13 protein-coding genes and 1 pseudogene are annotated in these 13,286 nt (G+C 64.8%); 10 read left to right on the forward strand and 4 right to left on the reverse strand.

Annotated features, from left to right (window positions below):
* The 10 genes and pseudogenes from AC3A6B_RS28665 to AC3A6B_RS28710 all read left to right on the forward strand — a co-directional run.
* Positions 1-769, forward strand: a 769-nt coding sequence (locus AC3A6B_RS28665) for an electron transfer flavoprotein subunit alpha/FixB family protein (RefSeq protein ID WP_487840031.1), incomplete at its 5' end; no start/stop codon positions are given.
* A 1,002-nt stretch (positions 770-1,771) separates the two neighbouring features.
* Positions 1,772-2,098: a helix-turn-helix domain-containing protein gene (locus AC3A6B_RS28670; RefSeq protein ID WP_487840032.1), complete on the forward strand. Its 327-nt coding sequence runs from the start codon at positions 1,772-1,774 to the stop codon at positions 2,096-2,098.
* A 174-nt stretch (positions 2,099-2,272) separates the two neighbouring features.
* Positions 2,273-2,515 (forward strand): annotated as a pseudogene (locus AC3A6B_RS28675) (alpha/beta fold hydrolase); the annotation flags it as partial.
* Between the two features lie 55 nt (positions 2,516-2,570).
* Positions 2,571-3,302 (forward strand): alpha/beta fold hydrolase, encoded by a 732-nt coding sequence (locus tag AC3A6B_RS28680; RefSeq protein ID WP_487840079.1) that lies wholly within the window; start codon positions 2,571-2,573, stop codon positions 3,300-3,302.
* A gap of 73 nt (positions 3,303-3,375) precedes the next feature.
* Positions 3,376-3,549, forward strand: a complete 174-nt coding sequence (locus AC3A6B_RS28685) for a hypothetical protein (protein ID WP_487840033.1) — start codon at positions 3,376-3,378, stop codon at positions 3,547-3,549.
* Between the two features lie 19 nt (positions 3,550-3,568).
* Positions 3,569-3,964, forward strand: coding sequence for a tautomerase (locus tag AC3A6B_RS28690; protein ID WP_487840034.1), 396 nt, complete (start codon positions 3,569-3,571; stop codon positions 3,962-3,964).
* 443 nt (positions 3,965-4,407) lie between these two features.
* On the forward strand, positions 4,408-5,703 hold the full coding sequence (gene glgC, locus AC3A6B_RS28695; protein WP_487840035.1) for a glucose-1-phosphate adenylyltransferase: 1,296 nt from the start codon (positions 4,408-4,410) through the stop codon (positions 5,701-5,703).
* The gene (gene glgA, locus AC3A6B_RS28700; RefSeq protein WP_487840036.1) at positions 5,700-7,160 is read left to right on the forward strand and encodes a glycogen synthase GlgA; all 1,461 of its coding nucleotides are present in this window, start codon (positions 5,700-5,702) and stop codon (positions 7,158-7,160) included. The genes glgC and glgA overlap by 4 nt, the downstream gene beginning before the upstream one ends.
* 26 nt (positions 7,161-7,186) lie before the next feature.
* Positions 7,187-9,658, forward strand: coding sequence for a glycogen/starch/alpha-glucan phosphorylase (locus tag AC3A6B_RS28705; protein WP_487840037.1), 2,472 nt, complete (start codon positions 7,187-7,189; stop codon positions 9,656-9,658).
* Positions 9,659-10,302: 644 nt separating this feature from the next.
* Positions 10,303-10,725: a response regulator gene (locus AC3A6B_RS28710; protein ID WP_487840038.1), complete on the forward strand. Its 423-nt coding sequence runs from the start codon at positions 10,303-10,305 to the stop codon at positions 10,723-10,725.
* Here the strand turns inward: AC3A6B_RS28710 and AC3A6B_RS28715 are convergent.
* The 4 genes from AC3A6B_RS28715 to AC3A6B_RS28730 all read right to left on the reverse strand — a co-directional run bounded on the left by AC3A6B_RS28715 (position 10,707) and on the right by AC3A6B_RS28730 (position 12,747).
* A complete protein-coding gene (locus AC3A6B_RS28715; RefSeq protein ID WP_487840039.1) occupies positions 10,707-11,195 on the reverse strand; it encodes a hypothetical protein in 489 nt (162 codons plus the stop codon). The two genes, AC3A6B_RS28710 and AC3A6B_RS28715, sit on opposite strands and share 19 nt — an antisense overlap.
* 289 nt (positions 11,196-11,484) lie before the next feature.
* A complete protein-coding gene (locus tag AC3A6B_RS28720; protein ID WP_487840040.1) occupies positions 11,485-11,622 on the reverse strand; it encodes a hypothetical protein in 138 nt (45 codons plus the stop codon).
* 214 nt (positions 11,623-11,836) lie between these two features.
* Entirely contained in the window at positions 11,837-12,403 is a 567-nt protein-coding gene (locus AC3A6B_RS28725; protein ID WP_487840041.1) for a hypothetical protein, read from the reverse strand.
* A gap of 50 nt (positions 12,404-12,453) precedes the next feature.
* Entirely contained in the window at positions 12,454-12,747 is a 294-nt protein-coding gene (locus tag AC3A6B_RS28730; RefSeq protein WP_487840042.1) for a DUF1330 domain-containing protein, read from the reverse strand.
* Positions 12,748-13,286 lie beyond the last annotated feature (539 nt).

The following is a 13,286-nucleotide window of genomic DNA, read 5'->3' on the forward strand; positions in this document are numbered from 1 at the left end:
CAAGGTGATCGCCGCCGACAGCCCCTCGCTGGCCGAGAACTTGGCCGAGAACGTCGCTGCGCAAGTTCTCGCCATCGTCAAGAACTACAGCCACATCCTGTTCCCGGTCACCGCCAACGGCAAGAACGTGGCGCCGCGCGTAGCAGCCAAGCTCGACGTGGCCCAGATCAGCGACGTCACCAAGGTCGACAGCCCCGACACCTTCGAGCGGCCGATCTATGCGGGCAACGCGATCGCCATCGTGCAGAGCAGCGATGCGATCAAGGTGATCACGGTGCGCACCACCGGCTTCGATCCGGCGGCCGCCACCGGCGGCAGCGCCACGGTCGAAAACGCCGAGGGCGTGGCCGATTCGGGCAAGTCGAGCTTCGTGGGCCGCGAAATCACCAAGAGCGACCGCCCCGAGCTCACCGCAGCCAAGATCATCGTCTCGGGCGGCCGAGCGCTCGGCAGCGCCGAGAAGTTCACCGAAGTGATGGCGCCGCTGGCCGACAAGCTCAACGCGGGCCTGGGCGCGAGCCGCGCCGCGGTCGATGCGGGCTACGCGCCCAACGACTGGCAGGTCGGCCAGACCGGCAAGATCGTGGCGCCGCAGCTCTACATCGCCTGCGGCATCTCGGGTGCGATCCAGCACCTGGCGGGCATGAAGGATTCGAAGGTGATCGTGGCGATCAACAAGGACGAAGAGGCGCCGATCTTCTCGGTGGCCGACTACGGCCTCGTGGCCGACCTGTTCACGGCGGTGCCGGAACTGGTCGAGTCGATCTGAGCAAGCGCTTTCCCAACTGAATGCACACCATGCAGCGACTCGTCTCCCCTTCGCCCGAAATCCTCTGGACTCCCGGCCCGGAGCAGTTGCAGTCGAGCCGTCTGGTGCACTACCCCGGTAGCCGGAACATTCACCCGCAACGATGAAAAGGCCAGCTAGCCTGCAAAGCCATCGCGGCGAGAGCGACCCAAATCGCGCGTGCTAAACGCGACGAGGCAGTCGGTGGTCGCCGTGAGCAGTGCGCGGCGGCTGCAGCCTGCGTTCCCCGTAGACTATCAGCGTCCTCAGTTGCGCCGTGCCGCTCGTGCCGCGGCAACAACATCACGCTCCTGAGGTACTTGTCCCATCTGACTGAAGCTGTCCGGCATTTCAGCGAGGTGGCGCCTCTGAGCGGTGAGGCCGATGGTGTGGCATTGGTGATGCATCCTCATTCGAGGTCGGGGTACCATTTCCATCATCGGCCGTACTAGCGTTCGGGAGATGCTCAAGGCCACCGCGGCAAAGGCGGCCAATGAGAACGATGAGGTGGGCGGGCCGAGGGTGAGCAGGGTGAATGGACGCACGGTTTTCTCCCCGGGTAAGTCGACCGGGCAGGCCGACCGCGCCAAGCAGAGACGCCACGGGTACAAGCAAACGATTCAGCAGGGAACGGCCCTCCAGCCGGGCATCACCGGAACGCAGCTTACATAAGTTTTCTTATCACGATAGCAACTTTCATCGCCTAGACTGGGCGGCATGAAAGTTCGCGTCAACAGGGCAGGGCAGGCGGCCGGAGATGGCGATTTCTCTCCAGCGCCTCGCAACTGGCGGCGCTGCGTGCCTGAGACGCCTCGGAGCAGGGCAATGGGCCAGTCCTCCAGGCCATCCTAGGGGACTTCCGGCGGCAACTGTCCGGATCTAAGGTCTCAAAAAGACTGTCTGCCGTCCTTCGGATTTGGCCGCTGAATGACGGCGGCCCGAGGCGGGCTAGCGCCGTATCACCTCAAACGGGTTTGCGAGCGGATGACCCATGACCTCACGCAAGAGGTTGCATTGAGCGAACTAGCGGCCATGGTCGGCGTTTCCTATCACCATTTCTGTCATGCCTTCAAGGCGTCCACGGGCATGGCGCCGCATCGATGGCTTGTGGAGAGGCGCGTCGAGCGGGCATGCGAACTGCTGAGGACCACGGGCCAGTCCGTGACCGAGATCGCGGGGGCAGTGGGCTACGAAGACCCGAACCAGTTGCTTCGCGTGTTTCGCGGACGCCGGAGTACGACGCCCACGGCGTATCGCCGGGAATTCCAGGCGCAGGAGATCGGGCGCCGTGTGTCGGCTGCGAGTGCCTAGATCGCGGTCGTGGTCCGCGCGCCAGGCACGCGATCCGCAGGAGCCAGCATGAGACTTCGGCAACACTTCCGCTTCTGTGGGAGCACCGACAGAACCCGCATCGCCCATGCGAGCCTGGGATCGGGCCCCCCGCTGGTCCTAGTGCGGCCCTGGCTGTCGCACCTCGAGCACGATATGGGCAATCTGGCGTGGGCCCCACTTCTCGAGGAACTGTCGACGCAGTCCACCGTCATACGCTTCGATCAGCGCGGCACCGGACTCTCGGATCGCGACATTCCAGCGCTGTCCATGGCGTCCTGGCTTGATGACCTGGACGCCGTGGTCGGGGCATCGGGGTTGCAGCGGTTCTCGTTGATGGGGATCTCGCAGGGTGCCGCGATTGCCGCCGCCTACGCGGCCATGCGGCCGGATCGGGTCCGCTGCGCACGGCAGCGCAGGACGCGGTCGTTGCCGGCGCGCAGCGCGCCCCGAATTGCAGGAGGAGTCCGAGCTCAATGCCAGGATTGCCGAGCTCGGCTGGAGCCGGATCGATCAATCCTACCGGCAGTTCTTCGCGAACCAGTTCCTCGCGCGTTGTCGGCCCGAGCAACAGCGGGTCTTCAGTGAGCTCGCGCTGCTCTCGGTCTCTGCGCCCATGATGGCTCAAATCCTGCGGCAGACCGATCGGATCGATCTGAGCGACGCGCTTCCGAAGATCCGGTGCAGGACGCTGGTCCTCCATGCGACCGATGAGCCCCGCGAGCCCTTCGACGAGGGGCGCCTGGTCGCTGGCAGCATCCCCGGCGCACAGCTCGTGCCGATCAGCGGGGCCTGCCATCTGCCAACGCGGGACGATCGCGCCTACAGGAAGGCATGGACCCGCCCCGCGGCCGATCCGCAGCCAATGCCATATCTGGAGAGCGAGTCTCATCGCGCAGGGGCGGCCATCGATATCCGTCTAGAGGTGTCGATCGAGACCCATCGCATGCGGGAGGCGAGGCTTCCGCCGGAGGCGATGTCACGCACGAGCTTCTGTCATCACTATTGGTCCATCGCGCAGATGGTCACGCACCACGCTGCAGCTCGTCAAGCTCGAACCACAGTAGCAGGAGTTCCCATGAGCAACGCCCCCCAAGTACAGGAAATCTCGGTGACGACCTCCGTCCTTCCCGTGGACCATGTGAAGATCACCACGCCAGCTCGCCGCAGGGCGTCGTCGACCTGACGAACCGTGAACGCAGCAAGTGGGCGGCTGTCGTCCGCAAGTACGACATCAAGGTCGAATGAGGCTCGGGACAATGACCGCGAGCGCGTTCAAGATGCATGCGCCGGAGGAGTGTGTGATCGTCGGCGGATGCAACCGTCTGCACTGCATTCCGGCGACGCAACAAGCCGACTACTATCGGGCGCAGAAGCTCATGACGATGCTCGGCCTTGTCTGCCTGCCGGTGCTTCTTTTTCTTTTGTGCTGAGAAGGACCTGAGATCGAAGATGCCGTATCTGCAACTGGACGTGAACGAGAGCTACCCGATCGAATCGAAGAAGGAGCTAGCCCTGCGGATGAGCAGGACCTATGCATCGATGATGAGCGTGGATATCCGCCGCATCACCGTGGCGGTCCGGGAACTTGGCCCCGGAACTGTCTGGCGCATTCCGCAGGCCGATGCAGAGCCCGTTCCAGTGGCACTGCTGATGCTCGACATCCGGAGAGGACGATCCGCCGAGCTTCGGATGGAGGTTGCTAAGGCCCTTTGCGCACATTGCATCGAGATGCTGGGCCTGCGCGAGGACCGGCTGAATGTCGAATTCACCCAGCACGATGGCGATGAGATGTACCACCCGGCCCTTGGTGGATACAGCCCGGACTGGAAGCCCGGCGAGGGGTGAAGTCTCGTTCTGCTTCTCCCCGTGATTTTCTTGCTGCCCTCATCGCAGAAACCTTTGCCTTCTATCGAAATCAGCGGGAAGATCGCCAATGGCGCCAAGGCCCACTGTTGGCGGGATCAAGCCTGCAGTCTTGAGAAGAGCCTCGAAGTTCACTATCCGTCTCATCGATTGCGGTTCGATATCAAAAGCCCCCTGGATGCGTTCGTGGACGATTCTGTTGCTCGCATCAACGCGGCGGCGATTTCATGGGCACGTTCTCGGCCGAGATGGCGCGCGCGCTTCTCAGCCAGATCTGAGCAGGCGCGGCCATCCTCACCCAGTCATGACACGCCCGACCGATAGGCGCGGGGCGGCGATCGCCTGCGAATCTCGACAGCGAACCAGCCACGAACCCACAGAAATGCTAGGCTGCCACCGACGTCAAAAACCGACGGAGGCAAGAGATGGGAAGCAGCACGCAACCAAATCTTCAGGCCCACCAGCTCGTTCGCCGCACCATTGCACTGGTGCTGGCAGGGGGGCGGGGCTCCCGCCTCAAGCAATTGACCGACCGCCGGGCCAAGCCGGCGGTGTATTTCGGCGGCAAGTTCCGCATCATCGATTTCGCGCTCTCCAACTGCCTCAATTCGGGCATCCGGCGCATGGCGGTGGTCACTCAGTACAAGTCGCACTCCCTGATGCGCCACCTGCAGCGCGGCTGGAGCTTCCTGCGCGCCGAGCTCAACGAGATGGTGGACGTGCTGCCAGCCCAGCAGCGCGTCGGCGAGGAGCACTGGTACCGCGGCACGGCCGACGCGGTCTACCAGAATCTGGACATCATCCAGACTCGCTCGACGCCGCACGACTACGTGGTCGTGCTGGCCGGCGACCACGTCTACAAGATGGACTACTCGATCATGCTGGGCGACCACGTCGCGCATGGGCGGGGGTGCACGGTCGGCTGCATCGAGGTGCCCCGCATGGAAGCCGTCGCCTTCGGCGTGATGGCGGTGGATAGCGAACGCGGGATCACCGCCTTCCTCGAGAAGCCGGCCGACCCGCCGGCCATGCCCGGCAAGCCCGAGATCGCGCTGGCCAGCATGGGCATCTACATCTTCGACTCCGAGTACCTGTACCGCCTACTGGAGGAAGACAGCGCCGACGCGGCCTCCAGCCATGACTTCGGCAAGGACATCATCCCGCGCGCGGTCGCCCAGGGGCGGGCGGTGGCGCACCCCTTCGGCATGTCCTGCGTGACGCGCGCGCGCCATGGCACCAACGTCAAGGCCTACTGGCGCGACGTCGGCACGATTGATGCCTTCTGGGCTGCGAACCTCGATCTGGCCTCGATCACCCCCGAGCTCGACATCTATGACACCGACTGGCCCATCTGGACCTACCAGCGGCAGCTGCCGCCGGCCAAGTTTGTGCTCGGCCGCGACGGGAAGCATGGCATGACGGTCAACACCATCGTCTCGGGGGGCTGTATCGTGTCCGGCTCGCACGTCAAGGATTCGGTGCTGTTCTCGGGCGTGCGGGTGCATTCCTTCTGCAGCATCGAGGAGGCCGTGCTGCTGCCGGATGTCGAGGTGGGCCGCGGCGCGCGGCTTTGCAAAGTCGTGATCGACCGTGCCTGCGTGATTCCCGAGGACATGATCGTCGGCGAGGATCCGGCCGCCGACGCGGCGCGTTTCGAGCGCACCGAAGGCGGCGTGGTGCTGATCACGCGCGAGATGCTGAAGCGGCTAGGACCCGAATGAGGATCCTCCAGGTCAGCGCCGAACTGTTCCCGCTGCTCAAGACCGGTGGCCTGGCCGACGTTGCCGGAGCGCTGCCGCAGGCCTTGCTGGCCGCGCAGCAGGACGTGCGGGTGCTGCTGCCAGGCTTTCCGGCGATCAGGGATGGCGTTGCCGACTCGCTGCAGGTGGCCGAGCTGGAGGCTCCCTGGGGCGAGCGCGTACGCCTGCGCCTCGGGCGTATCAGGATCGAAGGCGCGCCGGACCTGCGGGCCTACTGGATCGACGCGCCGTGGCTGTACGACCGCCCGGGCAATCCGTACGAGGATGCGCAGCGACAGCCTTATAGGGACAACCACCGGCGCTTCGCGCTGCTGGGATTTGCCGCGGCGCGGATTGCGCACGGGCTCGACCCGGCCTGGCAGCCACAGGTGGTTCATGCGCACGACTGGCATGCCGCGCTGGCGCCGGCCTACCTGGCCTTCGCGCCCCGCCACGGGCATCCGCGCGTCGGCAGCGTCTTCACGGTCCACAACCTGGCTTACCAAGGGCTGTTCGCGCCCTGGGATTTTGCCGACCTCGGCCTGCCGGCCACCGCCTGGGGGATGGAGGGCCTGGAATATCACGGCCAGCTCTCCTTCATGAAGGGCGGCCTGGGCTTCGCCGACCGCATCACCACCGTGAGTCCGACCTACGCCCGCGAGATCCAGACGCCCGAGCAGGGCTGCGGGCTGGACGGCCTGTTGCGCCGCCGCGCGGGCGTTCTCAGCGGCATCCTCAACGCGGTCGACGACCAGGTCTGGAACCCGGCCACCGACGCGCTCCTGCCGCACCGCTTCGAGCACAGGCAATTGGCCGGCAAGATGCGCTGCAAGAAGGTGCTGCAGGCGCAGCTCGGGCTCGCGCCGGGGGCCGAGACGCCGCTCTTCGTGGTGGTGAGCCGCCTGACCGAGCAGAAGGGCCTGCACCTGGTGCTCGGCGGGATCGACGCGCTGCTGGCGCAGGGAGGCCAGTTGGCCCTGCTCGGCAGCGGCGATGCCGGGCTGGAGAGCGCATTCCGCGAACGGGCCACGGCCGCGCCGCGGTCGATCAGCGTCACCCTGGGCTACAGCGAGCCGCTCGCGCACTGTCTCTTCGGCGCCGGCGACGTGACGCTGGTGCCCTCGCTGTTCGAGCCCTGCGGCCTGACGCAGATGTACGGCCTCAAGTACGGCTGCCTGCCACTTGTGCACCGCGTCGGCGGCCTGGCCGACACGGTCGTCGATGCCACGCTGGAAGACATGGCCGACGGCCGGGCCACCGGCTTTTGCTTCGACACCTTCGACGCCGACGGCTTCGCGCGCGCGCTGCGCCGCGCCTTCGCCCTCTACCGCCGCCCGGCCGACTGGGATGCGGTGCGCGCCAGCGCGATGGGCCGCCCCGCTGACTGGGGCAGCGCGGCGGCCCGCTATCTCGACGTCTATGCCCAGGCGCTGGCCTGAAGTGACAAACTCCACCCTCCGACATCATGTCCCTCGCCGATTTCTCGTACGACCACCCCGACCGCGACGTCGCCGCCTTCAAGCGCTCCGTCGCCAACAAGCTGATCTACGCGGTCGGTAAGGACCCCGTGGCCGCCAGCCCCGACGACTGGCTGCACGCGACCGCGATGGCGGTGCGCGACCAGCTCGTCGAGCGCTGGATGGCGACGACGCGTGCCCAGTACACCCAGAAGCTCAAGCGGGTCTACTACCTGTCGATGGAGTTCCTGATCGGGCGCACCTTCACCAACGCACTGCTCGCGCTGGAGCTGCAGGACACCGTGAAGGACGCGCTGGCCGACTTCGGCGTCGACATCCAGGCGCTCGCCGAGCGCGAGCCCGACGCCGCGCTCGGCAACGGCGGCCTCGGGCGGCTCGCGGCCTGCTTCCTCGACTCCATGGCCACGCTCGGGGTGCCGGGCATGGGCTACGGCATCCGCTACGAGTACGGCATGTTCCGGCAGCAGATCGTCGACGGACAGCAGGTCGAGACACCCGACTACTGGCTCACGCGCGGCAACCCCTGGGAGTTCCAACGCCCCGAGGTGACCTACCGCGTGCGCTTCGGCGGCCACGTCCAGCGCCTGGACGGCAAGGGCGCCTCCCACGACGCGGCCAAGTGGGTCGACACGCATGACGTGCTCGCGATGGCCTACGACACCATCATCCCGGGCTACGACACGCAGGCCACCCAGACGCTGCGCCTGTGGTCGGCGCGCGCCAGCGAGGAGATCGACCTGTCGGCCTTCAACCGCGGCAACTATATGGCGGCGGTCGAGAGCAAGAACCACTCCGAGAACGTCTCGCGCGTGCTCTACCCGGACGACTCGACGGCCTCGGGGCGTGAGCTACGGCTGCACCAGGAGTACTTCTTCGTCAGCGCCAGCGTGCAGGACATGTTGCACCGCCATCTGCGCAACCACACCGGCTTCGACACGCTGTCCAAGCAGGTCAGCATCCACCTCAACGACACGCACCCCGTCCTGGCGATCCCGGAGTTGATGCGCCTGCTCATCGACGAGCACGGGCTGTCGTGGAACACGGCATGGTCCCACACCCAGAAGGTGTTCAGTTACACCAACCACACGCTGATGCACGAGGCGCTGGAGACCTGGCCGGTCGAGGTCCTGGGCCGCGTCCTGCCGCGCCACCTGCAGATCCTGTTCGAGATCAACGCACGATTCCTCCACGTCGTGGCGCACGCGAACAGCCACGACGTGGAGCTCATGCGGCGCATGTCGCTCATCGACGAGTCCGGCGAGCGGCGCGTGCGCATGGCCTACGTGGCGGTGCTGGCCAGCCATTCGATCAACGGCGTCTCGGCACTGCATTCGGAGCTCATGAAGCAGTCGATCTTTGCCGACTTCGCGCGCCTCTTCCCGGAGCGCTTCAACAACAAGACCAACGGCGTGACGCCGCGTCGCTGGCTGGCGCAAGCCAATCCGCCGCTGGCGGCCCTGCTCGACGCGCGCATCGGCCGCGGCTGGCGGCGCGACCTGTTGCAGCTCGAAGCGCTGCGGCCGATGGCACAGCAGCCGGCCTTCGTGCGCGCCTTTCGCCATGCCAAGCGCGAGAACAAGCTGCGCCTGGCCAACTGGATCGAACAGAGCCTAGGCATCGTCGTCGACACCGACGCCCTGTTCGACGTCCAGGTCAAGCGCATGCACGAGTACAAGCGGCAGCTGCTCAACGTGCTGCATGTGATCACGCGCTACCAACGCATCCTCCACGCGCCGCAGGCAAACCACGTGCCGCGCGTGGTGGTGTTCGGGGGCAAGGCCGCCTCGGCCTACCGCATGGCCAAGCTCGTGGTGCGTCTCATCAACGACGTGGCGCAGGTGATCAACAACGACGATCGGGTGGGCCAGCTGCTGAAGGTCGTGTTCGTGCCCAACTACAGCGTGAGCCTGGCAGAGGTCATCATGCCGGCGGCCGACCTGTCTGAGCAGATCTCGACAGCCGGCACAGAGGCTTCCGGCACCGGCAACATGAAGTTCGCGCTCAATGGTGCACTGACCATCGGTACGCTCGATGGCGCCAACGTCGAAATGCGCGAGAGCGTGGGCGCGGAGAACATCTTCATCTTCGGCAACACCACGCCCGAGGTGGCCGAGATCCGCGCCGGCGGCTACCAGCCGCGCGCGATCTACGAATCCGACCCGCAGCTGCGCCGCGCGCTGGACAGCATTCGCGACGGCGTCTTCTCGGCTGCCGAGCCGGCGCGTTACCAGGAAATCTATGACGCCCTCGTGAACTGGGGCGACCAGTACCTGCTGCTGGCCGACTATGCGAGCTACGTCAAGACGCAGGACAAGGTCGACGCGTTGTATCGCCATCCCGACGCGTGGACGCGCATGGCGATCCTCAACGTGGCGGGCATGGGCGGCTTCTCGTCGGACCGCACGATCGCGCAGTACGCGCACGAGATCTGGCATACCCGGCCGGTCAGGCTGGGCTGATCTCCGCCGGCGCCTTCAACTCCGAGCAGCTCGGGCTCGAATCCTTGACGGCTGGGTCGAGGAACTTGGACTTGATCCCACTCAAACTCATGGCTCGTTGCGTTGAGCATTGGAGCCGTGGCTTACGTCTTAGCCACACACTGGTACAAGAAGGAGCACGCACTCGCATGGGATGCCTATGAGCGAGCAACCGGGAGCGGGAATACTACAGGCCCCAATCGGATGACGGCGCTACTTAGTCGAACTGCAAGGGTGACAAAAACAGCTGCATTCCAAGACCGGACCTTCCCGACTCCTCGCCAGTTTAAAGAAGCGACAGGAACGAACTGCCGAACGAAGTACAAGACCAACTCCATACGACCAGACTGAAGTAGTCATGTTGTTGGTGAACGATCCCAAAGTGCGACACGTCTGGGTGCAACAGCGGGCGGTCTTGGCGACTGGACGCGATGTTGTTCCTTGAGATGTTTGTTGCGGACGATGTATGCATGCAGAGCAATGAAGTCTTTGGTCATGATCAGAGCGAACACCCGGTTGGTTGAGAGGCATAGCCTTAGAACTTCTTGAGCCTTGGCTCCCTGCGCGTGCAGACGCGGTAGCCTTTCCTCTCCACTGCGGCAGTGGAAATGCCTGGAGCGCCGCCGGTGGTTGCCAGCGTGGAGCACATCGCGATCCACGATCCAGCGCGACAGCCTGGAGATGGGCTGGTCCACGGCCACGTTCGAGGACGCGACAGCTTCCTGCGATCCCGCGAGCGCGGCAGCGCCGCGTGCGTGGTCGCCGAGGTGCGCATGCCGGGCGTTACCGGCTTCGAGATGTACGAGGAGCTCGTGGCGTCCGGCGAGGGCATTCCCACCGTCCTGATCACGACGTATGCGGGCGATTCCGTCCGCGCACGCGCGAGCGGGGCGGGGCGGGCATCGTGTGCTGTCTGGGGCAAGCCGTTTGCGCCTGATGAATTGCTCCACTGCGCGTACGCGAGGCGCTGGCGAAATCGCAACGCGGTGACACGCCGTGATCCCGAGACATTCATGGCCGAGTCCAGGCGTCAGCCGCATACGAGGTAGCGCTGCGCCCGCGCAGCGTCGACGACGGCTGGCGCATGGTGCTGAAACGCGACGACGGGCGCCAGGCAGCCTAGCAGCGCATGGGGCCGCACCAGCCAGAGCGCCAGCGACCAGTCGCCCAGGACGGGCGCCAGTTCCCGAATCACCTCGCCCACGGCTGGGTGCGGCAACAAGGAGAAGCGGTCGAACTGAAAAAGCGGCACCATCATGCGCGAGCTCCACTTCAGGCTGAGCACATCGCGATCCACGATCCAGCGCGACAGCCTTGAGATGGGCTGGTCCATGCGCGTGCGCAGCAACTCGGTCAGTGTTTCGGACTCGACCAATCCTCCGCGCTGGCGGAAAGCGGATTCCAGCTCGCGATACTCGCTGGCTTCGATGTCGAGGGCGGGCAGTGCCGCGGATGTGGGCCCGCAGCGCGAGACATCGAGGATCCGCAGGCCGCTGTTCTCCTGGTCTAGTTCAAGCATGGCGTACTCCTTTCGGTTGCAGACTGGCGAGACAGGCGACGATCTGTGATGGCACCTGCGGTCTCGATGAGATGAAAGAGTAAGCGCCTGCGGCTTGAGCGCCCATTACCAAAGCGATTGGACGCGTTCGCTTTTCATTCAGGTGACTACGACTTTGGGATAGTCGAACGGCACCGGCGAATCGCGACCGGCAGAACACTGCTTGGAACTCAGCGACCTGCTCGTGATTGCGGTTTCGCAGGCGATGTGGGCGCGCTGGCGGTCCGCTCCGCGCGGCGTCGCTTGTGGGTCATCGTTCGGTCGCGTTCAATCCGCGCGATCGCGCGGCCTCGTCCCAGTGCTCGGGCAGTCGGAACGCATCGTCAGCCAGGACGGTCGCGTTTTCGATGGCGCGCAGAGACGGGAGATCAGCCAGCATGGCGGCCATCACTGCCCGGAAAAAGGCCCCGCATCGTTCTCGAGTAGCCAACGCGCTGCCTCGATCATCGCTCCATCGGGCGCCCCGTCGGATCGTCGTTCTCGAGGTAAACGGTCACCTCGCCGGATTCGGCGATCCGGTCGGGCTTGGCATAGCCTGGGAGTGCTGCCAGTGCGCTTGCGCCACGAAATCTCGCGATATGGGGCAAGGGCAAGGCCGTCACCTAGACACACGAGCTTCCCTTGGACCCGTAAAGCGTTGGCAGACCCTGCACGTTCAGTGGAACATCGCTGGCGGAGATATGGGTGGTGTTCATGGCTCGAGCCTGCGCAATGGTTAAATATCCGGTTTGTGGCCGCATTCGGACTTTGATCTTTCCATCACGTTGCGGGCGGAAGGCCACCGGAATTCCCGGCACTATCAAGATTGTCTTCCTGGATGTGTGCGACATCCCGAAAGATTTTCCAAGGGCAAGAATGAGCAAAGGATCGCAAGATCGAAAGGCCCCTTGCAGGTCGCCCTCAGATCGTGAGTCGTCCGCATCTATGAGCGCTCTACCTAGGGCTCGATTCCACCCGCGCTCGTTGGCCCTGAGTTCAAGGACCGTCGCGGCGAACTCGGCAGGTGGCTGGTTTTTCGGCGGCACGTGACCTGGCAAGCTCGCAATCACGAAGTTTTTGAATATCGTGCGGTTGATGTCAGTCGCTTGCTGAATAAGCTCCTCGACGGGCAGCTTTGCCAACTCATGGAACCATTCAATTCCTTCGGCAAGCTCGTCTTCTTCGTTCATGGTGCTGGCCCCCGGATCGGAGTGACTGGTTCTGGCCGGTTGCGGCTGGCCTAGGGGTCGAGACCCTCAACACTCACGAGGCGCGCCGAACTGCATTCGTCGCGAATCGTCTTCAGGCCTTGGTAGACAGGACCGTTGTAGAAGGTCTCCCACGCCGACACCGAAGGAAATTCGAGGATGACCATTCTTCGAGGTAACCAGTCTCCCTCGTACACCTTATGAGCGCCACCACGGGCCAAGTACCTCGCGCCAGCAGCTTCGAGCGCTGGCTTCACTTGGCGCATGAAATCCTGATATCGCTCAGCATCGCGAATCTCGACGTCAAAGATAACGTAGGCGGCCATGTCACCTCCAATATTCGGGAACGCAGCTTACAACGTTCGTGTCTCGAACGAATGGACGTGCGCGCGAGCACGGAGCTGGGCGAGCGCACCCGCCTCTGGTCGTTCTGATCCTCGGGAGAATCGTCATGCGGCGCATGCGGCCGCATGCCAAGGCAGGAACCATGAACGCATCGATCGTCCCGCTCGCGGAGCCCTGGTGGCGCGGGAAGAAGCGCTTCCTCGCCTTCCTTCAGGCCCGTCGGCCGAACTGGCCTTCGGGGAAGTCGTGGGCTGGTGCGACATCCTTCCCACGCTGGGGGAGGCGCGCCGTCATGTCGGCGTGCTCGGGATCGGCGCGATCCCCGGTGCCTCGGCAGCGGCTGACGGAGGCCGCGATCGCGAAGGCCTGGGGCGAAGGGGATGACCCGCATCGAGCTGACCGTTCGTGCGGACAACCTGAATGCCAAGGCGTTCTACGAACGCCTGGGATTCCAGATGGAGGGCGTCAAGCGCAGATCTTTCCGGGTCGATGGCACCGTACCGCGATGCCTACGCGATTG

This window comes from Variovorax sp. Soil_C_33 (assembly GCF_057656935.1).

Coding starts and splice junctions, on each gene's coding strand:
- AC3A6B_RS28670 (WP_487840032.1), top strand. CDS start 1,772: ATGACCCATGACCTCACGCAAGAGGTTGCATTGAGCGAACTAGCGGCC.
- AC3A6B_RS28685 (WP_487840033.1), top strand. CDS start 3,376: ATGACCGCGAGCGCGTTCAAGATGCATGCGCCGGAGGAGTGTGTGATC.
- AC3A6B_RS28690 (WP_487840034.1), top strand. CDS start 3,569: ATGCCGTATCTGCAACTGGACGTGAACGAGAGCTACCCGATCGAATCG.
- glgC (WP_487840035.1), top strand. CDS start 4,408: ATGGGAAGCAGCACGCAACCAAATCTTCAGGCCCACCAGCTCGTTCGC.
- glgA (WP_487840036.1), top strand. CDS start 5,700: ATGAGGATCCTCCAGGTCAGCGCCGAACTGTTCCCGCTGCTCAAGACC.
- AC3A6B_RS28705 (WP_487840037.1), top strand. CDS start 7,187: ATGTCCCTCGCCGATTTCTCGTACGACCACCCCGACCGCGACGTCGCC.
- AC3A6B_RS28715 (WP_487840039.1), bottom strand. CDS start 11,195: ATGCTTGAACTAGACCAGGAGAACAGCGGCCTGCGGATCCTCGATGTC.
- AC3A6B_RS28720 (WP_487840040.1), bottom strand. CDS start 11,622: ATGGCCGCCATGCTGGCTGATCTCCCGTCTCTGCGCGCCATCGAAAAC.
- AC3A6B_RS28725 (WP_487840041.1), bottom strand. CDS start 12,403: ATGAACGAAGAAGACGAGCTTGCCGAAGGAATTGAATGGTTCCATGAG.
- AC3A6B_RS28730 (WP_487840042.1), bottom strand. CDS start 12,747: ATGGCCGCCTACGTTATCTTTGACGTCGAGATTCGCGATGCTGAGCGA.